General features: G+C 67.7%; 22 protein-coding genes and 2 pseudogenes. 12 read left to right on the forward strand and 12 right to left on the reverse strand.

The genetic code is table 11. The features are described 5' to 3' along the window. Positions 1–208, reverse strand: a pseudogene (locus VFG33_RS06730) (hypothetical protein); the annotation flags it as partial. A gap of 287 nt (positions 209–495) precedes the next feature. On the opposite strand from VFG33_RS06730, the gene VFG33_RS06735 reads away from it, so the two are divergent. Both VFG33_RS06735 and VFG33_RS06740 read left to right on the forward strand, forming a co-directional pair. After that, a complete protein-coding gene (locus VFG33_RS06735) occupies positions 496–1,302 on the forward strand; it encodes a slipin family protein (protein WP_325023526.1) in 807 nt (268 codons plus the stop codon). 5 nt (positions 1,303–1,307) lie between these two features. Further along, on the forward strand, positions 1,308–1,589 hold the full coding sequence (locus VFG33_RS06740) for a WhiB family transcriptional regulator (RefSeq protein ID WP_325023528.1): 282 nt from the start codon (positions 1,308–1,310) through the stop codon (positions 1,587–1,589). A 9-nt stretch (positions 1,590–1,598) separates the two neighbouring features. Here the strand turns inward: VFG33_RS06740 and VFG33_RS06745 are convergent, their stop codons facing one another. The 8 genes from VFG33_RS06745 to VFG33_RS06780 all read right to left on the reverse strand — a co-directional run bounded on the left by VFG33_RS06745 (position 1,599) and on the right by VFG33_RS06780 (position 8,396). Next, positions 1,599–2,855: a beta propeller repeat protein gene (locus tag VFG33_RS06745; protein WP_325023529.1), complete on the reverse strand. Its 1,257-nt coding sequence runs from the start codon at positions 2,853–2,855 to the stop codon at positions 1,599–1,601. Then, on the reverse strand, positions 2,848–3,360 hold the full coding sequence (locus VFG33_RS06750; RefSeq protein WP_325023532.1) for an RNA polymerase sigma factor: 513 nt from the start codon (positions 3,358–3,360) through the stop codon (positions 2,848–2,850). Before VFG33_RS06750 ends, VFG33_RS06745 begins: the two co-directional genes overlap by 8 nt. Positions 3,361–3,495: 135 nt before the next feature. Next, entirely contained in the window at positions 3,496–4,200 is a 705-nt protein-coding gene (locus tag VFG33_RS06755; RefSeq protein WP_325023533.1) for a succinate dehydrogenase iron-sulfur subunit, read from the reverse strand. Beyond that, positions 4,200–5,942 (reverse strand): succinate dehydrogenase flavoprotein subunit, encoded by a 1,743-nt coding sequence (sdhA, locus tag VFG33_RS06760; protein ID WP_325023534.1) that lies wholly within the window; start codon positions 5,940–5,942, stop codon positions 4,200–4,202. The genes VFG33_RS06755 and sdhA overlap by 1 nt, the downstream gene beginning before the upstream one ends. A 13-nt stretch (positions 5,943–5,955) precedes the next feature. Next, the gene (locus VFG33_RS06765) at positions 5,956–6,417 is read right to left on the reverse strand and encodes a succinate dehydrogenase hydrophobic membrane anchor subunit (RefSeq protein ID WP_325023536.1); all 462 of its coding nucleotides are present in this window, start codon (positions 6,415–6,417) and stop codon (positions 5,956–5,958) included. 1 nt (position 6,418) lies between these two features. Next, positions 6,419–6,796 (reverse strand): succinate dehydrogenase, cytochrome b556 subunit, encoded by a 378-nt coding sequence (gene sdhC, locus VFG33_RS06770; RefSeq protein WP_325023538.1) that lies wholly within the window; start codon positions 6,794–6,796, stop codon positions 6,419–6,421. 182 nt (positions 6,797–6,978) lie between these two features. Then, positions 6,979–7,809 (reverse strand): alpha/beta fold hydrolase, encoded by an 831-nt coding sequence (locus VFG33_RS06775; RefSeq protein WP_325023540.1) that lies wholly within the window; start codon positions 7,807–7,809, stop codon positions 6,979–6,981. After that, a complete protein-coding gene (locus VFG33_RS06780) occupies positions 7,806–8,396 on the reverse strand; it encodes a CGNR zinc finger domain-containing protein (RefSeq protein ID WP_325023542.1) in 591 nt (196 codons plus the stop codon). The genes VFG33_RS06775 and VFG33_RS06780 overlap by 4 nt, the downstream gene beginning before the upstream one ends. A gap of 111 nt (positions 8,397–8,507) precedes the next feature. Between VFG33_RS06780 and VFG33_RS06785 the strand changes: the two genes are divergently transcribed. After that, positions 8,508–9,323, forward strand: a complete 816-nt coding sequence (locus tag VFG33_RS06785) for an MBL fold metallo-hydrolase (protein ID WP_325023544.1) — start codon at positions 8,508–8,510, stop codon at positions 9,321–9,323. A 10-nt stretch (positions 9,324–9,333) separates the two neighbouring features. On the opposite strand, the gene VFG33_RS06790 is transcribed toward VFG33_RS06785, so the two are convergent. Together VFG33_RS06790 and VFG33_RS06795 are read right to left on the reverse strand one after the other, a co-directional pair. Then, positions 9,334–10,437 (reverse strand): glycosyltransferase, encoded by a 1,104-nt coding sequence (locus tag VFG33_RS06790; RefSeq protein WP_325023546.1) that lies wholly within the window; start codon positions 10,435–10,437, stop codon positions 9,334–9,336. Then, on the reverse strand, positions 10,434–11,558 hold the full coding sequence (locus tag VFG33_RS06795; protein ID WP_325023548.1) for a glycosyltransferase family 4 protein: 1,125 nt from the start codon (positions 11,556–11,558) through the stop codon (positions 10,434–10,436). Before VFG33_RS06795 ends, VFG33_RS06790 begins: the two co-directional genes overlap by 4 nt. Positions 11,559–11,776: 218 nt before the next feature. Here VFG33_RS06795 and VFG33_RS06800 point away from each other — a divergent pair, with 218 nt between their 5' ends. The 3 genes from VFG33_RS06800 to VFG33_RS06810 all read left to right on the forward strand — a co-directional run bounded on the left by VFG33_RS06800 (position 11,777) and on the right by VFG33_RS06810 (position 14,170). Then, on the forward strand, positions 11,777–12,070 hold the full coding sequence (locus tag VFG33_RS06800; protein WP_325023550.1) for a toxin-antitoxin system HicB family antitoxin: 294 nt from the start codon (positions 11,777–11,779) through the stop codon (positions 12,068–12,070). Next, a complete protein-coding gene (locus VFG33_RS06805) occupies positions 12,071–12,505 on the forward strand; it encodes a type II toxin-antitoxin system VapC family toxin (RefSeq protein WP_325023552.1) in 435 nt (144 codons plus the stop codon). Between the two features lie 84 nt (positions 12,506–12,589). Next, positions 12,590–14,170 carry an acyl-CoA mutase large subunit family protein gene (locus VFG33_RS06810; RefSeq protein ID WP_325023553.1) on the forward strand — a complete coding sequence of 527 codons (1,581 nt, stop codon included), beginning with the start codon at positions 12,590–12,592 and terminating at the stop codon, positions 14,168–14,170. Position 14,171: 1 nt separating this feature from the next. Here the strand turns inward: VFG33_RS06810 and VFG33_RS06815 are convergent, their stop codons facing one another. Further along, positions 14,172–15,359: an amidohydrolase gene (locus tag VFG33_RS06815; protein ID WP_325023555.1), complete on the reverse strand. Its 1,188-nt coding sequence runs from the start codon at positions 15,357–15,359 to the stop codon at positions 14,172–14,174. 287 nt (positions 15,360–15,646) lie between these two features. Here VFG33_RS06815 and VFG33_RS06820 point away from each other — a divergent pair, with 287 nt between their 5' ends. The 6 genes and pseudogenes from VFG33_RS06820 to VFG33_RS06845 form a co-directional block, all read left to right on the forward strand. After that, a complete protein-coding gene (locus tag VFG33_RS06820) occupies positions 15,647–16,723 on the forward strand; it encodes a BMP family lipoprotein (protein WP_325023557.1) in 1,077 nt (358 codons plus the stop codon). A 95-nt stretch (positions 16,724–16,818) separates the two neighbouring features. Then, complete coding sequence (locus VFG33_RS06825; protein ID WP_325023559.1) at positions 16,819–18,369, forward strand: ABC transporter ATP-binding protein; 1,551 nt, start codon at positions 16,819–16,821, stop codon at positions 18,367–18,369. Further along, entirely contained in the window at positions 18,370–19,581 is a 1,212-nt protein-coding gene (locus VFG33_RS06830; protein ID WP_325023561.1) for an ABC transporter permease, read from the forward strand. Next, the gene (locus VFG33_RS06835) at positions 19,578–20,861 is read left to right on the forward strand and encodes an ABC transporter permease (RefSeq protein WP_325023563.1); all 1,284 of its coding nucleotides are present in this window, start codon (positions 19,578–19,580) and stop codon (positions 20,859–20,861) included. Before VFG33_RS06830 ends, VFG33_RS06835 begins: the two co-directional genes overlap by 4 nt. Next, positions 20,839–21,249: a cytidine deaminase gene (locus VFG33_RS06840; protein WP_325023565.1), complete on the forward strand. Its 411-nt coding sequence runs from the start codon at positions 20,839–20,841 to the stop codon at positions 21,247–21,249. Before VFG33_RS06835 ends, VFG33_RS06840 begins: the two co-directional genes overlap by 23 nt. Beyond that, a pseudogene (locus tag VFG33_RS06845) lies at positions 21,246–21,547 on the forward strand (thymidine phosphorylase); the annotation flags it as partial. The gene VFG33_RS06840 and the pseudogene VFG33_RS06845, both read left to right, overlap by 4 nt.

Raw genomic sequence — 21,547 nt, forward strand, 5'->3', positions numbered from 1 at the left:
CTCGGCCGCGACTCTCCGTCCACTGTTCCTCGGAGCCCGAGGTGTGCGGAACGAGTTGCTTGAGGGCGACCGGCCGGCGCAGTACCTCGTCCTCCGCGCGCCAGACCAGACCCATGCCGCCGTGGCCCAGCAGTGACCGAAGCCGGTAGCGGCCTCTCACCAGCCGGTTCAGCGTCGCGACCCCAGCCGCAGCTGCCTCGACGGTCATCCCCGCCACCTCCCATCAACGCGGGCATTTACGCGCCGCGTGGCCCACTGGCGTCTCTTCCGAGAGCCTCCTCCCGAACCAGAGTGGCCCTCCGCCCGACCCGCTGTCCCTCTGGCGGGCGCCCAACCGCCCTACCGGCTAGCAGGTACTGCGCATTGCAGCTACCACGCGGTGCGGAGGGGCGCTGGCCCCGATGGAATCCACCACCCGCTCACGCCAACCTGATAGCTCAACGTTCAGGACACCCTCCTGGGACCCGGCGTGCGCAGTTCGGAGAGGAAGCGGACATGAGTGGTTTGACGACCGTCATCGTCGTGCTGGTGGTGATCGTACTGCTGGTGCTGGCCCTGTCGGCCCGGGTCGTGCAGCAGTACCAGCGGGGTGTGCTGTTCCGGCTGGGACGGGTCGTCGGGGTGAGAGAGCCCGGCCTGACCTTCATCGTGCCGTTGATCGACGTACTGAACCGGGTGCCGCTGCGGATCGTCACCATGCCGATCCAGTCCCAGGGCATCATCACCCGCGACAACGTCAGCATCGACGTCTCCGCCGTCGCCTACTACAAGGTGCTCGACCCGGTGAAGTCGGTGATCGCCATCGAGAACGTCGCCGCCGCGATCGACCAGATCGCCCAGACCACGCTCCGCAAGGTGGTCGGCCAGCACAGCCTGGACGAGACGTTGGCTGAGACCGACCAGATCAACATCAGCATCCGCAAGATCCTCGACGTGCAGACCGAGGACTGGGGCGTGGTCGTGACCCTGGTGGAACTCAAGGACATCCAGCTCCCCGACAGCATGAAGCGGGCGATGGCCCGCCAGGCGGAGGCCGAGCGGGAGAAGCGGGCGAAGATCATCGCTGCCGAGGGGGAGTCGCTGGCCGCGGACGCGCTCGGCGCCGCCTCCGACATCATGATGGCGCACCCCATCGCTCTGCAGCTCCGCAACCTGCAGAGCCTGGTGGAGATCGGCGTCGACAAGAACACCACCGTCGTCTTCCCGGCCCCGCTGATGAGCACCATCGAGCAGCTCAACGGGTTCCTCGCCCGTGAGCGGGCGAGTCAACCGATCATTCCTTCCCAGGAGGTGACGAGGTGATCCCGATGAAACTCCCCTTCTTCGGCGCATGCGTGGACAAGGATCCGGAGTTGTTCTTCCCGGTCGGCAAGACAGGGCGGGCGTTGGAGCAGATCGAGGAGGCGAAGGAGGTCTGTCGGGGCTGCGACCTGATGGATGCCTGCCTCCGCTGGGCGGTCGAGACGGGCCAGGACGCCGGCGTCTGGGGCGGCAAGTCCGAGGAGGAGCGCCGCGCCCTCCGCCAAAACCCACGGCGGCGAGGCCGCCCGTCGAAGGTCGAACTCGAGAGCCAGGCCCTGCGGTACTGACCCCCGCCGCTAGCGCGGCTCGAACTGACGCCAGGTCAGCCCGCGATCGGTACTGGTGGCGATCTTGTTCTGGCTCGGGCCTCGCAACAGCTCCTGGGCCGAGCCCTGGATCAGCGGACCGTACAGCAGCTTCCCGTCGCCGGACAGGTCGTCCAGCAGATCGGGCAGGCCCGGGAGCTTGGTCATGCTGCCGGAGGAGTCGATCCCGTACAGGGCGGTGGTGTCGTCGTTCGCTATCCCGATCATCCGTGCCGTGCCGTCGTTGAAAGCCACCGGCCCACCGCCGCGAGCGAGCCGCGGGATCTGCACCGTCTGCCAGCGCGCACCCGCATCCGTCGACATCCTCACCTTCCCGATCGCCTCCAGCGTCGCCCCGTCGACCCACGAAGTGGCCAGCACCGTCCGGCCGTCCGCACTGACGGCGACCGTGCTGCCGCTCGCATCGAGATCGAGGACTTCCGTGGTCCAGGTCGCGCCACCGTCATCCGTCCAGCCGATATCGCTGCTGAAGCCCTCCGTGCCTACCACCCACCAGCGCCCGGTTCCGTCCCGGACAGGCGAGGTGGTCGTTGCGAACCCGGCCGGCATCTCGAGTCGGCGCAGGGTCGACTTCTCCAGGTTCAGCACGAACGGCTCGCCATTCGCGGTCGTCAGGATCTCCGCGTCGCTGAAGGTCTTCGTCGACTTGGCGAAGTGCAACTGGGTCTCGATCAGACCCCGGTCGGTCAACCGCACCATCACCGTCTGTGCCCAGGTCCGATCATCGGGCGTAAGTGAGAACCCTGCCGGACCGGAGAGGGCAATCGCCTCATCGCCCGCCTGCACCACGACATAGGGCTGCTCGCGTACCGGCGCCACAACCCGCGCAGCGCCGCGCTTGACGACGGCGCTGTGGCGGCATGGCTGCGGCGCGCAGTTCGACCAGGCGGCAGCCCAGTTGGTCGGTGTGGCCATGAGGGTCGAACCGAGCTGTGCCCCCGGCGCCGCGATCAGTGCCTCCGCTGCCCCAGTGTCAGGTTTCGGCGGGGATGGAGTGGGCCAGAACTGCACGGGCTTCGTCGGCTCCGGGGCAACGGGCGCCTGGCCGGTCTGGTCCAACGGCACGAGCACAGCCAGTACTGCGGCGGCGGTGGCTGCCGCGGCTCCGATTCCGACGATCACGTGGCGCCGGCGACGACGCCGTACCGCGCGACGCTCCAATTGTTCGAACGGCAGCGGCTCGACCGTCTCCTGGACCGACCAGGACAGATCCTTCAGCTCAGACATGGTCGACCTCCTCGGAGTCGTCGGCGAACTCGCGGACCAGCGGAGCCAGCCTGCTCCGCCCCCGCGTCAGCCGGGCCTTCACGGTGCCCTCCGGAACCCCCAGCTGTACGGCGATCTCGCGGACCGGCAGATCCACGATGTGATGCAGGGTGATCGCTTCGCGTTGTTCGTAAGGCAGTTGCCGCAGCGCCTCGACGAGTGCGACGTGATCGGGGGACAGGCCTGGCGCAGTACCGGGCGGTGGGATCGCGGCCTTGGCGAGCAGCCCGTGGAAGCGGGTGATCCGGCGGTACCGGCTGCGGACCACGTTCAGCGCGACGGTCCGCAACCAGGCTTCCGGGTTCTCCACCCGGTCGAACCGGCGGGGCTTCTCCACCGCCCGGACGAACGCCTCCTGGACGGCGTCCTCAGCCTCACCGAGGTTCCCGCAGACGGCGAACAGTTGCCCGACCAGCCGGCGGTAGCACCCGTCGTACAGGTCGCGCAGGCTCTCTCCCTCGCCCATCCACCCTCCCCGATAGCGACATCTTCTCCCCGAACGACTCCCACGACCGCCATTTGGTTGCAGAGAAGCCACAACGTCCGAAGAACCTTGGGTTATAGCCCAAGGTTCTTCGGACGTAAGTGAGGAGCGGGAGGGTCAGACGCGGCGGAAGATGAGGGCTCGTTTGACTTCCTGGATGGCCTTGGTGACCTCGATGCCGCGGGGGCAGGCTTCTGTGCAGTTGAAGGTGGTCCGGCAGCGCCAGACGCCCTCCTTGTCGTTCAGGATCTCCAGCCGCTGCTCGGTGCCCTCGTCGCGGCTGTCGAAGATGAACCGGTGCGCGCCGACGATCGCCTGCGGACCGAAGTACTGGCCGTCGGACCAGAAGACCGGGCAGGACGTCGTACAGGCGGCGCAGAGGATGCACTTGGTGGTGTCGTCGAAGCGCTCCCGGTCGGACTGCGACTGGATCCGCTCCCGGCTCGGCTCGTGCCCGTCGGTGACCAGGAACGGCATGATCGAGCGGTACGCGTCGAAGAACGGCTCCATGTCGACGACCAGGTCCTTGAGCACCGGCAGCCCCTTGATGGGCTCGACGGTAATCTCCTTGTCCGGGTTCAGGTCCTTGATCAGCGTCTTGCAGGCCAGCCGGTTGCGGCCGTTGATCCGCATCGCGTCCGAACCGCAGACCCCGTGCGCGCAGGACCGCCGGAACGTCAGCGTGCCGTCCTGCTCCCACTTGATCTTGTGCAGCGCGTCCAGCACCCGGTCGCCCGGCTGCAGGGTGACCGAGTAGGTCTTCCACTCGGCGTCGGGCGTGACCTCGGGGTTGTACCGAAGGATCTTGACCTTGACGTCCATCAGTACTTCCGCTCCATCGGCTTGTAGCGAGTCTGCACGACCGGCTTGTAGTCCAGCCGGATATTCACGTTGCCTTCGGCATCGATCGACCGGTAGGCCATCGTGTGCCGCATGAAGTTCACGTCGTCGCGGGTCGCATAGTCCTCGCGGAAGTGCCCGCCGCGGGACTCCGTGCGGGCCAGCGCCGACACCACCAGCACCTCGGCCAGGTCGATCAGGAAGCCCAGCTCGACCGCCTCGAGCAGGTCGGTGTTGAACCGTTTGCCCTTGTCCTGCACGGAAACCCGGCTGAACCGGTCCTTCAGCGCCTCGATGTCGGTGAGCGCCTGCTTCAGCGAGCCCTCGGTCCGGTACACCTGCGCGTTGATGTCCATCGTCGCCTGCAGGTCCGACCGGATCGCCGCCACCCGCTCCTCGCCGGTCGCCGTCCGCATGCCCTCGATCAGGTCGACCACGAAGGTCTCCGGAGCGTCCGGAAGGTCCTCGAACTCGGCCGTCGCCGCGTACTCCGCGGCGGCGATCCCCGCCCGCCGGCCGAACACGTTGATGTCGAGCAGGGAGTTCGTGCCCAGCCGGTTCGCGCCGTGCACGGAGACACAGGCGACCTCGCCCGCGGCGTACAGGCCGGGGATGACGTCGTCGTTGTTCGCCAGCGCCTCGCCCTGGATGTTGGTCGGGATGCCGCCCATCGCGTAGTGCGCGGTCGGGAACACCGGGATCTGTTCGGTGTACGGCTCGACGCCCAGATAGGTGCGGGCGAACTCGGTGATGTCCGGCAGTTTCGCGTCGATGTGCGCGGGCTCGAGGTGGGTCAGGTCGAGCATCACGTACGCGCCGTCCGGCCCGCAGCCACGCCCCTCCCGTACTTCGTTCGCCATCGCCCGGGCGACCATGTCCCGCGGGGCCAGGTCCTTCACGGTCGGTGCGTACCGCTCCATGAACCGCTCGTTGTCCTTGTTCCGCAGGATGCCGCCCTCACCCCGCGCGGCCTCCGACAGCAGTACTCCGAGTCCGGCCAGACCGGTCGGGTGGAACTGGAAGAACTCCATGTCCTCCAGCGGCAGGCCCTTCCGCCACACGATCCCCATCCCGTCGCCGGTCAGGGTGTGCGCGTTCGAGGTGGTCCGGAAGACCTTCCCGAACCCGCCCGAGGCGAACACGATCGACTTGGCCGAGAAGATGTGCAGCTCACCAGTGGCCAACTCGTACGCGACCACGCCGGTCGCCTTGCCGGCCACCATCAGCAGGTCGAGGACGTAGTACTCGTTGAAGAACTCGACGTTCTGCTTGATGCACTGCTGGTACAGCGTCTGCAGGATCATGTGGCCGGTGCGGTCGGCCGCGAAGCAGGACCGGCGGACGACGGCCTCGCCGTGGTTGCGGGTGTGTCCGCCGAAGAAGCGCTGGTCGATCTTGCCCTCGGCCGTCCGGTTGAACGGCAGGCCCATCTTCTCCAGGTCGAGCACAGCGTCGACGGCCTCGCGGCACATCACCTCGGCCGCGTCCTGGTCGACCAGGAAGTCGCCACCCTTGACCGTGTCGAAGGTGTGCCACTCCCAGTTGTCCTCCTCGACATTCGCCAGGGCCGCGCACATCCCGCCCTGGGCGGCGCCGGTGTGGGACCGGGTCGGGTAGAGCTTGGTGAGCACCGCGGTCCGGGTCCGCTTGCTGGACTCCAGGGCGGCGCGCATTCCCGCTCCGCCCGCGCCGACGATGACTACGTCGTACTGGTGGCGCTGCATGACAAGACTGTCCTTACTTGCAGACCGACAGCGTGGAGCTGGGGTCGAGGCAGGGATCGAAGGTGAAGATGACCAGGGTGCCGAGCACCACGATCACGATCGAGGCGGTGATCAGCAGGGCCTTCAGCCAGAACCTGCTCTGGTCCTTCTCGGCGTAGTCGTTGATGATCGTGCGCATCCCGTTGGTGCCGTGCAGCATCGCCAGCCACAGCATCAGCAGGTCCCAGACCTGCCAGAGCGGGTTGGCCCACTTGCCGGCCACGAAGCCGAAGTCGAGGGCGTTGATGCCGTCGCCGAGCATCAGGTTGGTGAACAGGTGGCCGAGCACCAGCACCACCAGGGCGAGCCCGGACAACCGCATGAACAGCCAGCTGTACAGCTCGAAGTTGGTCTGCCCGGACCGGTTGCGGCCGCCGCCCTTCAGCGACCGGGACCGGGTCGAGGAGCGCGGCTGGGAGATCTCGGGGGTGGTCATGTCAGCCTCCGAACACGTGGCTCAGGTGCCGGATCACGAATGGCACGAACAGGACCACCCAGACGATGCCGACGCCGATCATCAGCTGCCGCTGGTAGCGCGGGCCCTTGGCCCAGAAGTCCACCAGGATTAGCCGGATGCCGTTGAAGGCGTGGAACAGGATCGCTGCGACCAGCCCGACCTCGAGCAACCCGATGATCGGGTTCTTGTAGGTGCCGATCACCTCGTTGTAGGCCTCGGGCGAGACCCGCACCAGGGCGGTGTCCAGGACGTGCACGAGGAGGAAGAAGAAGATCCCGACGCCGGTGATGCGGTGTGCGACCCACGACCACATGCCCTCATGACCGCGGTACAGCGTGCCGACTGGCTTGCTGGGCAAACCGATCCTCCGATCGGACGACAGACCAGAGCCGGTGGACGCAGGCCCTCCGGGGCGTCAGTTCAGCAAAGGGGACCGCGATCGGCTCGGCCTGGAAGGGAACCAGGCCGTTCTTGATGTTATCGCTGCCCTCGGGGTCGATTTGTCCTGACAGGTGTGACTTCGCTCTCGACGCCCACCCTTCAGGGCAGGAAGGCTGCGATCAGCTCGGCAACCTGCCGCGGATGCTCCTCGGCCGGGTAGTGGCCGCAGTCGTCGACGACGACCCCCGAGACCTCAGAGGCGATCTGGCGCACGGATGCCTCGACTGCGGTTGCCATGGCTTCGCTTCCGCCGATGGCGAGGACGGGAATCTCCAGCGGCCGATGTGCCGTCCTGCGGTTGAGTTCGGCGTCCTCGGCTCCCGACCGGTAGTAGGCCAGCCCGACCCGGAGAGCGCCGGGTGTGAGATAGGTCCGCTCGTACTCCTCGATCACGGAGCGCGAGAAGGCAGTACCGGCCGTGGTGAGGCTCCAGAAGAGATTCAGATGGTCGCGCTCCTTCCCGGTGATCAGCAGTTCCGGTACGTCGGGTACGGCGTGGAAGGCGTTGTGCCAGCGCGGGTACTGCGGACTGACCAGGTCGAACGGAACCGGGCACCCCGCCAACAGCTCCTCCTCGATCACCAGGTGGCTCACCTTGTCCCGATGGGCGGCCGCCAGAGCGCAGGCGACGGAGCCGCCGAAGTCATGGCCCACGAGCGCGAAACGCCCGATCCCCAGCTGGTCGGTGAGTTCGGCGATGTCGGCGGCGAGTGTTTCTTTGCCGTAGGCACCGAGTGGTCGGTCGGAATCCCCCAGTCCCCGCAGATCCGGGGCGATGACGGTGTGCTTGCGGGCCAGGATCGGGATGAGGTCGCGCCAGTGGTACCAGGTCACCGGCCAGCCGTGCAGTAGTACGACGGGATCGCCGTCTCCGGCGATGACGGTGTGCAACGTAGTACCGGTGACTGCCACTCGCTGATGCCGGATCACGACGCGGCGCCTTCCTTGCGCCGGGCGCGATGGGCGGCGACCTTGGCCCGGTTTCCGCACTCCGTCATCGAGCACCACCGCCGCGTGAGGCCCTGCGACAGATCGAGATAGAGCATCCCGCAATCGCCTGCCTCGCAGGCCCGCAGGTACGCCGCTCGCTCGCCCGTCACCACGTCGATCGCATCGCGAGCGATGACTCCGAGCGCCGTCCCGGCATCCTCACCCACGAGTTTCTGCAGCGCGAAGGATCCGTCGTCGGCCAGCTGTGGCGTCGCCGGCCGCTTGCGAGCCCAGCTGTTGACCGCACGGATGTCAGCCGTGGCCGCCTGCTGCTGCGCTGTGGCCTGTCCCTGCGCGATCCGGCTGAGCAGCAGCCGGTAGATCGCCTCGCGGAGGTCCTGGGCCTGCTGCAGCTCGCGGCTGGAGACTTGCCGGCCGGCGACGTCAACGCCGGCCCCGGCCAGCCACTCGGTCAGCCGGGCGGGGCTGGTCAGCCGCTCGAGCCCACCGGCGAGGCGGCGGCCGACGGTCGCCACGAAATCGGTGGACAGCGCCCCTGTGTGGAATCGGAAATCCAGCGCGTTCACCTGAGGACTGTAACTTGCTGAGCCGGTTACAGCAAGCCGCCTTCTTCCGGCGGTGTCGGTGGACCTCGGCGAGGCGTATGTTCGCGGCGTCACCGATTTGGGGAGGAAGACGTGAGTTTCTGGATCTGTAAGACCTGTGCGGTGGAGCACTCCGAGCAGGTGGAGGTGTGCGCGATCTGCGCGGACGAGCGGCAGTGGGTGCCCGCCGACGGACAGCACTGGACCACGTTGGAGGAGCTGGCCGCCGACGGCTACCAGGTCAAGGTCAAGGAGGTCGAGCCCGGTCTGCACGGGATCACCTCGGAGCCGAGCGCCGGCATCGGTCAGCAGTCGATGCTCGTCCGGACGAGCGAGGGGAACCTTCTCTGGGACCCGATCGGCTACCTCGACGACGACGCCGTACGCCGGGTCCGCGAACTCGGGGAGGTCGTCGCCGTGATCGCGAGCCACCCGCACATGTACGGAGTCCAGGTGGAGTGGAGCCACCGGCTGGGCGGCGTACCGGTCTATGTCTCGGAGCCTGACAAGGAGTGGGTGGCTCGGCAGGATCCGGTGATCCAGACTTGGTCCGGCACCCTCGACCTGCTGCCCGGCGTCACGTTGATCCAGCCGGGCGGGCACTTCCCGGGCAGCGCGGTGGTGCACTGGGCGGAAGGTGCCGGGGGCAAGGGAGTCGTGCTGGCAGGCGACACCATCTTCGCCAACCCAGACCGCACCTCGGTGAGCTTCATGCGCAGCTACCCGAACCGCATCCCGCTGTCAGGCGCGGTCGTCGACCGGGTAGCCAAGGCCCTGGACGTCTTCACCTACGACCGCCTCTACGGCAACTTCGGTGCCAGCATTCCCACGGACGCCCGCACTGTTGTCCGCAACTCCGCCGACCGCCACGCCGCCTGGGTCCGTGGCGACTACGACCACCTCACCTGAACAGCTACGACTACGCAGCCAAGCGGGCCTGGGCCAGCTGGGTGTGCAGCTTGAGCATGTGCTGCACACAGCTGTCCCAGTCATAGAGCTCGGCCCGCTGCCGCGCCGCGGCTCTACGGCCGGGCACGGTTGCCAGTTCCAGTACTGCGTCCGCCAGCGCCGCGGGGGTTGCCGGCCCCCAGCGGCCGCAGGTCTCGTCGACCAACTCACGGGCGCCACCGGTATCGGCAGTGACCACAGGTGTTCCAGCGGCAAGAGCTTCCAGTACTGCGAGGCCGAACGTCTCGCCCGGGCAGACCGACAGGGCGATATCGGCTTCGGCCAGGTGACGGGCCAGGGTGACCCGGCCGTCGACGTACCCGTGGAAGATCACCGGGGCACGGCCGGCGATGGCGACCAGTTCGTCCAGGTGAGGGCCCGAGCCGTAGACGTCCATCCGGAGCGGGACACCGCGGCGGTGGAGCTCGGCAGCCGTCGCGACGGCGAGGTGAGGGCTCTTCTCGCGGGACAACCTGCCGGCGTGGACGAGTTTGAGCAGCCCGTCATCGGCGGGTGCGCCGAGTGACGGGTGAAAGGTGTCCAGGTCGACGCCGAGGGGGATCCGGACCAGCGGGGTGGTGACCTCGTCGAACTCGGCTGCCGCGTAGCGCGACGTGACGACGACAGCGTCGTACGTGCGACTGAGCAGGCGGTAGAGGGCGCCGACCCCGGCGGCGACGCCCAGTTGGCGGCCGGTGCGGAGGGAGAGCATGGCGTCGAGGCGTTCGTGGGAGAACAGCAGCGAGCCGATGCCGTTCTTCCGCGCCCACCTTGCCACCGGCAACAAAGTGGACTTGTCAGAGATCTCCACGCTGGTGGGCCTGAACCGCTCCAGGGTCTCGATCACTCGCCACGGATCGGTGATCAAGCGGTAGCCGCCGCCGATCTTCGGCGCCTTCATCCGGATCACCGTGCCGGCCTCGGTCTCGGTCACACTGTCGCGCTCACCGGGCGTGATCAGGATCCGCGCGGCACCGGCCTCGCAGTACCCCTGGCCGAGATGCTCGATCGCCGTCCGCATCCCGCCGGAGGTCGGTCCCACGAAGTTCGCGAGCTGCGCAATCCTCAGCGTCATGCGACGGACCGGACGGCAGCAGCCTCGCGGAGTACCTCGGCGTAGTGCCGGTCCACCAGATCATCGACCACAGCCGGCCACGTCCTTGTCTGTACTCGCTTGAGTCCCGCCGCCGCCATCCGGGCGCGGGCTTGGGGGTAATCCAGCATGACCGAGACCGCGTCCCGTAGCGAGCCCGGTTTTCCTGGTTCGAAGAGCATTCCGGTCTCGCCCGGCTTGATCAGGTCGAGCGGACCACCCGCGGCCGGGCCGACCGTGGCGACACCGGACGCCTGGGCCTCCTGGATGGTCTGGCAGAACGTCTCGTGCTCGCCGGTGTGCACGAAGACGTCCAACCCGGCGAAGATCGAGGCCAGGTCGGCGCCCCGGCGCATTCCGAGGAAGGTTGCGCCCGGCAAGGAATGCTCCAGGGACGACCGGTCCGGCCCGTCGCCGACGATGACAAGGTGGCAGTCGAGCTCGGTCAGCTCGGCGAGGCGCTTGACCTTCTTCTCCGCCGCGAGCCGGCCGACGTAGCCCACGATCGGTTTGCCGTCGGGGGAGATCTGGTCCCGCCAGGCCTGCGAGCGGTTCTTGGGATCGAAGAGATCGAGGTTCACGCCGCGGCCCCAGTGGTGCACCCGGGGGACCCCGACCTGGATCAGCTGGGCCATCGCGGAGGAGCTCGGCGCGAGGGTCCGGTCGGCGCGGGAGTGCACCCGGCGGACCCAGGCCCAGGCGCCGCGATCGGCCTTGGCGAACCAGGGGTACTGCCGGGCGAAGCCGGCGATGTCGGTCTGGAAGATCGCGACCGTCGGCAGGTCCAGCCGGCGCGCGCTGCGCAGACCGTACGCACCGAGGATGAACGGCGAGGCGAGATGAACCAGGTCGGGCTCGAACTCGGCCATCGCCCGCTCGATCGCGGGGTCCGGCAGACCGACCGGGAACTCCTTGTACCCGGGGATCCCGAAGCTGCGGGCGCGCAGTACGCGGACGCCCTTGTAGTTGTCCGGACCGGGTCCGGCGGCGATGATCAGCAGCTGGTGCCCGCGGGCCAGCAACCGGTCGGCGACATGACGAACCGTGTTCGCCACACCATTGATCTGCGGCAGAAAGGACTCAGCGACCATCACGATGCGCACACTCCGGAGGTTCCCCACTCCGGGTGAACCCTCGGCGACACTCTCGTGACAGTCCGCAGATCCCCCGACGACACCTCAACGGCCACCAAATGGCCGTTCGATGACCAAAACCCCCCACCCCGGCGACCGTGACCTGACCACTTGCCGTTGGCCGTGGTTGTCGATCACCTTCGCTGGAGTGATAGCACCCGCGCGCCTTGGTTGATAGCATTGTCGTCATGAGACAACTTCTGCTTCGTGTGCCTGATGACCTGCATGCCAGGTTGGCGGCTCGTGCCCAGGAGCGCGGGCAGTCTGTCAATGCTCTGGCCACCGAACTGCTCGACCATCTGATCGAGGAAGATCCTGCGTCCGTCCGCAGGCGACTGCGCGCGAGGGCCCATCAACTCGGCGTCCTTGCGGAGCCGCACGCCCCTCGCCGGATTCTCACGCGGGCTGAACGGCAGGCCGCTCTGGACTCTGCCAAGGGACTCGGTCCGGTCGTCGACGCGATCCTCGAGGACGGCCGCTAGATGATCATCTACGTCGATTCGTCCGTGCTGGTGCGCGCCTACCTGCCGGACGAGAACGGCCACACCGCTGCCAACGATCTGCTGGACGGTGAGGACGCGCTGGTGACGTCGACGTGGACGCTGGTCGAGGTCACCAGCGCGCTCACCCGCGCAGCCCGAGGTGGCCGAGCGGCACTTGACGACCTTCTCGCCGCCTTCGAGGTGGACGTAGCCGTCGACGGCCCCGTTACCTTGCTCCGCCCGGACGCCGTCGCGGTTGAGGCAAGGGCGATCGAGATCGTCCGTGAATATGCCATCAGATCTCTGGACGCTCTGCATCTGGCGGTAGCCGAGCTGGCCGCAATGCCGTTGTCCTCGCCGGAAGCCTGTGGTTTCGCAAGTCGGGACACCGCCCAGGCAGAGGTCGCGGCCAAACTCGGCCTTGTCTTGGTCTGAGCGCGAGACTCCGGTCACACAGGGTGCTGGATGTCACCGTGGTGGGTGGTGTGGGGAAGTGGGGATCGGGCCTACGGTTGGGAGATGAGCCACCAGACCGAGTCGGGGTGGGACTTCGAGCCTGTCTACGGTCCCGACAAGCTTGAAGGTTTCGACCCAGCGGAGAAGTTGGGTGTGCCGGGCGAGTACCCGTTCACGCGGGGCGTCTACCCGACGATGTACACGCAGCGGCCCTGGACCATGCGGCAGTACGCCGGGTTCGGGACGGCTGTGGAGTCCAACCAGCGGTATCACCAGCTGATCGAAGCCGGGACGATGGGGCTGTCGGTCGCGTTCGACCTGCCGACGCAGATGGGGTACGACTCGGACGCGGCGATCGCGCACGGTGAGGTCGGCAAGGTCGGGGTGGCGATCGACTCGATCGACGACATGCGGCTGCTGTTCAACGAGATCCCGCTGGACCAGGTGTCCACCTCGATGACCATCAACGCGCCCGGCTCGGTGCTGTTGCTGCTCTACCAGTTGGTGGCCGAGGAGCAGGGTGTCTCCGGCGACAAGCTGACCGGCACGATCCAGAACGACGTGCTGAAGGAGTACATCGCCCGCGGCACCTACATCTACCCGCCGAAGGAATCGCTCCGGCTGATCAGCGACATCTTCGCGTACTGCCAGACCGAGTTGCCGCGCTGGAACACCATCTCGATCTCCGGCTACCACATGGCCGAGGCGGGAGCGACGCCCGCGCAGGAGATCGCCTTCACCCTTGCCGACGGCATCGAATACGTCCGTACGGCGGTCGCGGCCGGCCTCGACGTGGACACCTTCGCCCCGCGACTGTCGTTCTTCTTCGTCTCCCGGACGACCCTGCTCGAGGAGGTCGCCAAGTTCCGCGCGGCCCGGCGGATCTGGGCCCAGGTGATGCGCGACGAGTTCCACGCGAAGAACCCGAAGTCCCTGATGCTGCGGTTCCACACCCAGACGGCCGGTGTCCAGCTGACCGCGCAACAGCCCGAGGTCAACCTAGTCCGCGTCGCGATCCAGGGACTCGCCGCCGTGCTGGGCGGCACCCAATCGCTGCACACCAACTCGTACGACGAGGCGATCGCCCTGCCCACCGAGAAGGCCGCCCGGCTAGCTCTGCGGACCCAGCAGGTGCTCGCCTACGAGACCGACATCACCGCGACCGTCGACCCCTTCGCCGGCTCGTACGTCGTGGAGTCGCTCACGGACGAGGTGGAAGCCGCGGCCCGCGAACTGATGGACCAGGTGGAAGAGTTCGGTGGTGCCGTCGCGGCCATCGAGAAGGGATTCCAGAAGCAGGAGATCGAGCGTTCGGCGTACCGGATCGCGCAGCAGATCGACTCGGCCGAGCGGGTGATCGTCGGGCTGAACAAGTTCAAGGTCGCCGAGGAGGAGCCGTACGAACCGCTCCGGGTCGACCCCACGATCGAGGCTCAGCAGGTCGAGCGCCTCGCCAAGCTCCGCGCCGAGCGCGACCACGACGCCGTCGACAAGGCCCTCGCCGACCTCCAGGCAGCAGCCCGGGGCGACGCCAACTGCCTCTACCCGATGAAGGAAGCCCTCAAGGCCCGCGCCACCGTAGGCGAGGTCAGCGACGCCCTCCGCGAAATCTGGGGCGCCTACATCCCCGCCGACACGTTCTAGGTCAGTCCAACAAGGCGGACGCCGTCAGCAGCGTTGTGCCGAGGGCGATGGCGTTCTCGGAGGGGTTGAACTCCGGGGTGTGAAGATCGGCTGCTGTTTCGGTGCCGACAGCCCGTACTCCGAGTCGCGCCATCGCGCCCGGTACGTGCTCCAGATACCAGGCGAAGTCCTCGCCGCCCAGGCTCTGGTCCGTTTGAGCGAGTGAGTCGACTCCCAGGGTCTGTTCGACCGCTGAGCGGAAGACCTCGATCGCCCGTGGATCGTTCACCACCGGCGGTACTCCGTGGGTGACCTCGGTGTCCACCTCGACGCCGAAGGGGGCGACCAGTTGGGCCGCGAGGGTCGGGATCAGCTCGGCCGCGAGTCGCCAGGCGTTCACATCCAGGCAGCGCACGGTCCCTTCGACCTCGCCGCGAGCCGGGATCGCGTTCGCCGCAGAGCCCGCGGTGATCCGGCCCCAGACCAGCGACATCCCCGCCCGCGGGTCGACCCGGCGGGACAACGCTGCCGGGAGTTCGGTGACCAGCTGAGCCAGCGCGTAGACCAGATCAGCCGTGAGATGCGGTCTCGAGGTGTGTCCCCCGGGCCCGGTCAGGCGTACGAGAATCCTGTCGGCAGCAGCCGTCAGAGCGCCGACCCGCAGACCGATCTGGCCGACCTGCAGCCTCGGGTCGCAGTGCAGCCCGTAGATCCGGTGCACCCCGTCGATCCCGCCGGCCGCGATCACGCCGAGCGCACCACCCGGCATCACCTCTTCGGCCGGCTGGAAGATCAGCCGCACCCTCCGGTCGAGCAATCCGTCCCGCGCCATGCCCGCGAGCACCAGACCCGCCCCGAGCAGAGCAGCCGTGTGGATGTCGTGCCCGCAGGCGTGCGCTGCTCCGTCGATGGTCGAGCGCCACGGGGCCTCGATGGCGTCCGGCACCGGCAGCGCGTCGATGTCCGCGCGCAGGGCGACACAGGTGTCACCCGAGCCGATGTCGCAGATCAGCCCCGTCCCGGTCGGCAGCACCTGCGGCGACAGGCCGGCCGCGATCAGCCGCTGCTTGATGAGTTCCGTGGTGCGGACTTCGTGCCAGCCGAGCTCGGGGTGCGCGTGCAGGTCCCGGCGTACCGCGATCACCTCGTCCTGCACCTTGGCGACGCGGGTCTCCACGTCGGCGAGCAGCAGCTGGTGCGAAGTCGTCATTCAACGATTCTTTCATCCCGGGATTTCGGGACCTGGCCAGACCGCACCGCGATCACCTACTGTGATCGCAACTCACAGTGAGCAAAGTTGCGCTCGGTAATCCCGGTCGAGCGGACGGTAGCCGTACCGCAGGAGTTCCAGGGATGTTATGAAAGCGCCGGTCACTTTCCGGTATCGAGGCCCTCTTCACGTTCAAAGAAGCGGGAGTGGCCCCTATAGTCTGCGGATGCGGCACCCTGGGGAAGGCGTGCCGGGCAAGCAGTTTTGGTCGACGAAGGAGACGTCCGGTGAAGAAGTACGTGCGGGGATTGGCGATCGTGGGCGTGGTGACGCTCGCCGTCGCCGCGTGTGGCAGCAAGCCGGCGGAAGACGCGGCGGCGGGGGGCGCCAACAAGGACTTCAAGGCCTGCATGGTCTCCGACTCGGGTGGTTTCGACGACAAGTCGTTCAACCAGACGTCGTACGCCGGCCTCCAGGCCGCGGTGAAGGCGAAGGGTCTGCAGGAGGTCAAGGCGGAGTCGAAGTCGGACAACGACTACCCCACCAACATGACCGCGATGGTGCAGGCGAAGTGCAACGTGATCATCGCGGTCGGGTTCAAGCTGGAGGACGCCACCGACAAGGCGGCCGCGGCCAACCCGGACATCAAGTTCGCGATCGTCGACTCGGCCCCGGCCAAGCCGATCACGAACGTCAAGCCGCTCGGCTTCAACACCGCCCAGTCGAGCTTCCAGGCCGGCTACCTGGCGGCGGCGATGTCGACCACCGGCAAGGTCGGTACCTACGGCGGCATCAAGATCCCGCCGGTGACCATCTTCATGGACGGGTTCGCCGAGGGCGTGCGGTACTACAACACCCAGAAGAGCAAGAATGTCCAGGTGCTCGGCTGGGACGACGCGAAGCAGTCCGGCCTGTTCACCGGTGACTTCGAGGACAAGGCCAAGGGCCAGAACACGGCTCAGAACCTGATCACCCAGGGCGCCGACATCATCTTCCCGGTGGCCGGCCCGTCCGGTCTGGGCGGTCTGCAGGCGGCCAAGGCGAGCAACGGCAAGGTGAACGCCATCTGGGTCGACACCGACGGCTGCGAGAGCGCGGCGGAGTACTGCTCGGTGCTGATCAGCAGCGTCAAGAAGGGTATGGACGTCGCCGTCCAGGACGCGGTCACCTCGGTGGTCGACAACAAGTTCGACAACAGCCAGTTCATCGGCACGCTGGACAACGGCGGCACCGGCCTGGCGCCGTTCCACGACTTCGACAGCAAGGTCCCGGCCGAGCTGAAGACCGAGCTGGACCAGATCAAGGCCGACATCATCAGCGGCAAGATCACCATCGCGTCGAAGGCGCAGCCGAAGGCCTCCTGAGCCTAGACACAAACACGTAGTACGGTGCGAGCCAGGCAGACGACCCGCACGGGTCGATCTGCCTGGCTCGCCGTCTGAAGGAAGGCTGCCCGCGCATGCATCTAGAGCTCTCGGGGCTGACGAAGAGCTTCGGCTCCCTGGTCGCCAACGACCACATCGACCTGGTGATCGAGCCGGGCGAGATCCATTGCCTGCTCGGTGAGAACGGCGCCGGCAAGAGCACCCTGATGAACATGCTGTACGGCCTGTTGCAGCCCGACTCCGGCGAGATCCTGATCGACGGCGAGAAGGTCAAGATCACCTCGCCGCGGGACGCGATCTCGCACGGCATCGGGATGGTGCACCAGCACTTCATGCTGGTGCCGGTGTTCACCGTCGCCGAGAACATCATGCTCGGCCGGGAGAACACCCATCCCGGCGGCGTCCTGGACCGCAAGAAGGCGAACCAGCTCGTCACCGAACTGTCCGAGCGGTACGGGTTCGAGGTCGACCCCGAGGCGCTGGTGGAGAACATCCCGGTCGGCGTGCAGCAGCGGGTGGAGATCATCAAGGCGCTCACCAACGAGGCCAAGGTGCTGATCCTGGACGAGCCGACCGCCGTGCTCACCCCGGCCGAGATCGACGAGCTGATCGCGGTGATGCGGCAACTGAAGGAGAGCGGCACCTCGATCGTCTTCATCACCCACAAGCTCAAAGAGGTCAAGGCGATCGCGGACAAGATCACCGTGATCCGCCGCGGCAAGGTGGTGGGCAGCGCCGAGCCGTCGGCCACCGAGGAGTCGCTGGCCGAGCTGATGGTCGGCCGCGCGGTCGACCTGGTGGTGGACAAGGATCCGCCCAACCCAGGAGCACCGGTACTGCGTATCGAAGGCCTCACGGTGATCGACGAGCGCGGGTTCACCGCCGTCGACAACGTCGACCTGGAGGTCCGGGCCGGCGAGATCATGGCCGTGGCCGGTGTCCAGGGCAACGGTCAGACCGAGCTCGCCGAGGCGGTGCTCGGCCTGACCCCGATCGCGGCCGGCACGATCTCGATCGACGGCAACGACCTGACCGGCCGGACCACCAAGCACCGGCTGGACGCCGGTATCGGGTACGTCCCCGAGGACCGCGGTCGCGACGGCTTCGTCGCCTCCTTCACGGTCGCGGAGAACCTGGTGCTCGACCTGTTCCGGCGGGCCCCGTTCGGCAACGGGCTGGCGCTGCGGACCGACGCGATCGAGAAGAACGCCCGCGAGCGGGTGGACGAGTTCGACATCCGCACCCAGAGCATCGACCTGCCGGTCTCCTCGCTGTCCGGCGGTAACCAGCAGAAGGTGGTGCTGGCGCGCGAGCTGTCCAGACCGCTGAAGCTGCTGGTGGCCTCACAGCCGACCCGCGGCGTGGATGTCGGCTCGATCGAGTTCCTGCACACCCGGATCGTGAAGGAGCGCGACCAGGGCACTGCCGTCCTGATCGTGTCCACCGAGCTGGACGAGATCGCCGCGCTGGCGGACCGGGTCGCGGTGATGTACCGCGGCAAGATCGTCGGCATCGTCCCGTCCGACACCCCGCGCGACGAGCTGGGCCTGATGATGGCCGGGGCGTCCCGGACCGAGGCGCACGAAGTCGCGATCGAGAACCCGACCACGTTGGGAACCATCTAGATGAGCAACGAGACGGCCACCGAGCCGGAGCAGACGCCGGCGCCGGCCACGCCGGTGAAGGAACCCCGGTCCTCGGGCCTGCCCAGCTGGGCGGTCCAGGGCCTGGTCTCGCTGAGCGCGATCGTGCTGGCGCTGGTCGTCGGCGCGATCCTGATCATCATCGGCGACGACCAGGTGAAGACCGCGGCCGGGTACTTCGGCGCCGCGCCGATGGACACCGTGTCGGCCGCCTTCACGGCGGTCGGCGAGGCGTACAAGGCGCTCGCGGTCGGCGCTCTCGGCGGCCTCGACCCGATCAGCGAGTCGCTGACCCAGGCGACCCCATTGATCTGCGGCGGTCTGGCCGTGTCGCTGGCCTTCCGCACCGGGCTGTTCAACATCGGGGCCCAGGGCCAGCTGATCATGGGCGCGATCCTGGCCGCCTACGTCGGCTTCGCCTGGTCCCTGCCGCCCGGTCTGCACCTGATCGTCGCGGTGATCGCCGGTCTGATCGGCGGCGCGATCTGGGGCGGCGTGGTCGGCCTGCTCAAGGCCCGCACCGGCGCGCACGAGGTGATCGTCACGATCATGCTCAACTACGTCGCCATCTACCTGCTCCAGTGGTTGCTGACGACAACGGCCTTCAAGCGGCCCGCGCGCGAGGACCCGATCAGCCCGATCGTCGACGCGAACGCGCAGTACCCGCAGTTCGGCGACACCCGGCTGCATGTCGGCTTCCTGCTGGCGCTGGTGGCGGCGGTCTTCGTCTGGTGGTTGCTCAACCGCTCGACTGTCGGCTTCGAGCTTCGCGCCGTGGGCGCCAACGCCGATGCCTCCCGTACTGCGGGCATGTCGGTCGGCCGGGCCTACGTGATCGCGATGGTGGTCGCCGGGGCCCTGGCCGGTCTGGCCGGCACCCAGCAGGTGCTGGGAACGGATCTCCCGCTGACCGACGGGGTGGCCGCGTCGGTTGGCTTCGACGCCATCACCGTCGCCCTGCTGGGGCGCGGTACTCCGCTGGGCACGGTCCTGGCGGGCCTGCTCTTCGGAGCCCTGAACGCCGGCGGTCTCCAGATGCAACTGCAGACGCAGACGCCGCTGACCCTGACCACCGTCCTGCAGGCCGTGATCGTGCTGTTCGTCGCGGCTCCGGCGCTGGTGCGCTCGGTCTTCCGGTTCCTGCCGAAGGAACGCGGTACCGGCACCGTCCTCGCGAAAGGCTGGAACGGATGAGCGAGACGACAACCGAGCCGGTACGGGCTCCCGCCCCGCCCCAGATCGAGGCTCCCGCCGAGCGGACCCGCCGGTTGCGGGTCGGCGGCCTGATGGTCGTGTTCGCGCTGATCGGCCTCGGCCTGGCGATCGGCACCGGCAACGGCGACGCGACGTTCCAGCTGGTCTCGGGCGATCTGCAGAACAACCTGGTGGGTGTTCCCGCGCAACCAGTCGCGATCCTGCTCGGTGCGCTCGGCGTGCTGGCCGCGGTGGCGTATGTGTTGCGCCGCGTCCCGCAGCGGTACGCCGGCTGGCTGGCCGCAGTACTGGGGGTCTGTTTCATCGGGGCCTTCCTGTGCTGGGCCGCCGCGGGCAAGACCTTCCCGCTGGCCAACCAGTTCCAGGGCACGCTGAACTTCGCTACCCCGCTGATCCTGGGCGCGCTGGCCGGCGTGCTGTGTGAGCGCGCGGGTGTCATCAACATCGCGATCGAGGGCCAGTTCCTGGTCGGAGCCTTCACCGCGGCAGTTGTCTCCAGTACGACGGGCAGCGCGGCCGCGGCTCTGATCGCCGCGGCGCTGACCGGTGTCCTGATGGCCGCGCTGCTGGCGGTGTTCTCGATCAAGTACCTGGTCAACCAGGTGGTGCTCGGGGTCGTGCTGGTGGTGTTCGCCTCCGGCATCACCGGGTATCTGTTCGACCAGTTCCTGCAGGAGGATGCCGAGTCCCTCAACACGCCGGATGTCCTGTCCGCGGTGAAGATCCCCGGTCTCGGCGACATCCCGTTCTTCGGCCCGATCCTGTTCAACCAGACGATCCTCGTCTACCTCACCTACCTCGCGGTGGCCGTGGTCACCTTCGTGCTCTTCCAGACCAGGTGGGGCCTGCGGGTCCGCGCGGTCGGCGAGCACCCCAAGGCCGCGGACACCGTCGGCATCAAGGTCAAGCGCGTCCGGTACTCCGCGGTCCTGTGGGCCGGGGTCCTCGCCGGGCTCGGTGGCGCCTTCTTCACGGTCGGCTACGCGGGATCCTTCAGCAAGGACATGACCGCGGGCAACGGGTTCATCGCGCTGGCCGCCCTCATCATGGGCCGCTGGCATCCGATCGGGGCGATGGTGGCCGCCCTGTTCTTCGGCTTCGCCACCCAGTTGCAGTCCCAGCTGCAGATCATCCAGACCCCGATCCCGGGCGAGTTGTTGCTGATGGCCCCTTACCTGGCGACGGTGATCGCGGTCGCGGGTCTGGTCGGCCGGGTCAGAGCACCGAAGGCGGACGGTGAGCCCTACGTCGCCGAATGAGTTCGACTGGTTGACGCTGCGGGCGGCCGCCGTCGAGGCGATGCGCCGCGCCTATGCGCCGTACTCCGGGTACCCGGTGGGCGCCGCGGCGTATGTCGACGACGGCCGGATCGTTGCCGGGTGCAACGTCGAGAACGCCTCCTACGGGCTGACCCTGTGCGCCGAGTGCGGCCTCGTCTCCGAGTTGCACGCCAGCGGTGGTGGCCGGTTGGTCGCGTTCACCTGTGTCGACCACAACGAGCAACTGCTGACCCCGTGCGGACGGTGCCGCCAGTTGCTGCACGAGCACGGCGGCCCTGACCTACAAGTGGAATGCGCTACCGGCAGCCGGCCGCTACGTGAGCTGTTGCCCGAGGCGTTCGGGCCTGAGTTTCTGGAGGACCTGTGAGCTTCGACGCGGTCGACGTGATCCGCACCAAGCGCGACCACGGTGAGCTGAGCGACGGCCAGATCGACTGGGTGATCGACGCCTACACCCGCGGCGACGTGGCGGACGAGCAGATGTCCTCGCTGGCGATGGCGATCCTGCTGAACGGGATGAACCGGCGCGAGATCGCCCGCTGGACCGCGGCGATGATCGCCTCGGGCGAGCGGATGGACTTCGCCAAGCTGTCCCGGCCGACGGCGGACAAGCATTCGACCGGCGGCGTCGGCGACAAGATCACGCTGCCGCTGGCTCCGCTGGT

The sequence above is a fragment of the Kribbella sp. genome, from assembly GCF_035687465.1.
Lineage (GTDB): Bacteria > Actinomycetota > Actinomycetes > Propionibacteriales > Kribbellaceae > Kribbella.

Bases quoted from the DNA above. Each gene is read 5' to 3' on its own strand.
- VFG33_RS06735 (WP_325023526.1), top strand. From the start codon at position 496: ATGAGTGGTTTGACGACCGTCATCGTCGTGCTGGTGGTGATCGTACTG.
- VFG33_RS06740 (WP_325023528.1), top strand. From the start codon at position 1,308: ATGAAACTCCCCTTCTTCGGCGCATGCGTGGACAAGGATCCGGAGTTG.
- VFG33_RS06745 (WP_325023529.1), bottom strand. From the start codon at position 2,855: ATGTCTGAGCTGAAGGATCTGTCCTGGTCGGTCCAGGAGACGGTCGAG.
- VFG33_RS06750 (WP_325023532.1), bottom strand. From the start codon at position 3,360: ATGGGCGAGGGAGAGAGCCTGCGCGACCTGTACGACGGGTGCTACCGC.
- VFG33_RS06755 (WP_325023533.1), bottom strand. From the start codon at position 4,200: ATGGACGTCAAGGTCAAGATCCTTCGGTACAACCCCGAGGTCACGCCC.
- sdhA (WP_325023534.1), bottom strand. From the start codon at position 5,942: ATGCAGCGCCACCAGTACGACGTAGTCATCGTCGGCGCGGGCGGAGCG.
- VFG33_RS06765 (WP_325023536.1), bottom strand. From the start codon at position 6,417: ATGACCACCCCCGAGATCTCCCAGCCGCGCTCCTCGACCCGGTCCCGG.
- VFG33_RS06790 (WP_325023546.1), bottom strand. From the start codon at position 10,437: ATGACGCTGAGGATTGCGCAGCTCGCGAACTTCGTGGGACCGACCTCC.
- VFG33_RS06800 (WP_325023550.1), top strand. From the start codon at position 11,777: ATGAGACAACTTCTGCTTCGTGTGCCTGATGACCTGCATGCCAGGTTG.
- VFG33_RS06805 (WP_325023552.1), top strand. From the start codon at position 12,071: ATGATCATCTACGTCGATTCGTCCGTGCTGGTGCGCGCCTACCTGCCG.
- VFG33_RS06810 (WP_325023553.1), top strand. From the start codon at position 12,590: ATGAGCCACCAGACCGAGTCGGGGTGGGACTTCGAGCCTGTCTACGGT.
- VFG33_RS06815 (WP_325023555.1), bottom strand. From the start codon at position 15,359: ATGACGACTTCGCACCAGCTGCTGCTCGCCGACGTGGAGACCCGCGTC.
- VFG33_RS06825 (WP_325023559.1), top strand. From the start codon at position 16,819: ATGCATCTAGAGCTCTCGGGGCTGACGAAGAGCTTCGGCTCCCTGGTC.
- VFG33_RS06830 (WP_325023561.1), top strand. From the start codon at position 18,370: ATGAGCAACGAGACGGCCACCGAGCCGGAGCAGACGCCGGCGCCGGCC.
- VFG33_RS06835 (WP_325023563.1), top strand. From the start codon at position 19,578: ATGAGCGAGACGACAACCGAGCCGGTACGGGCTCCCGCCCCGCCCCAG.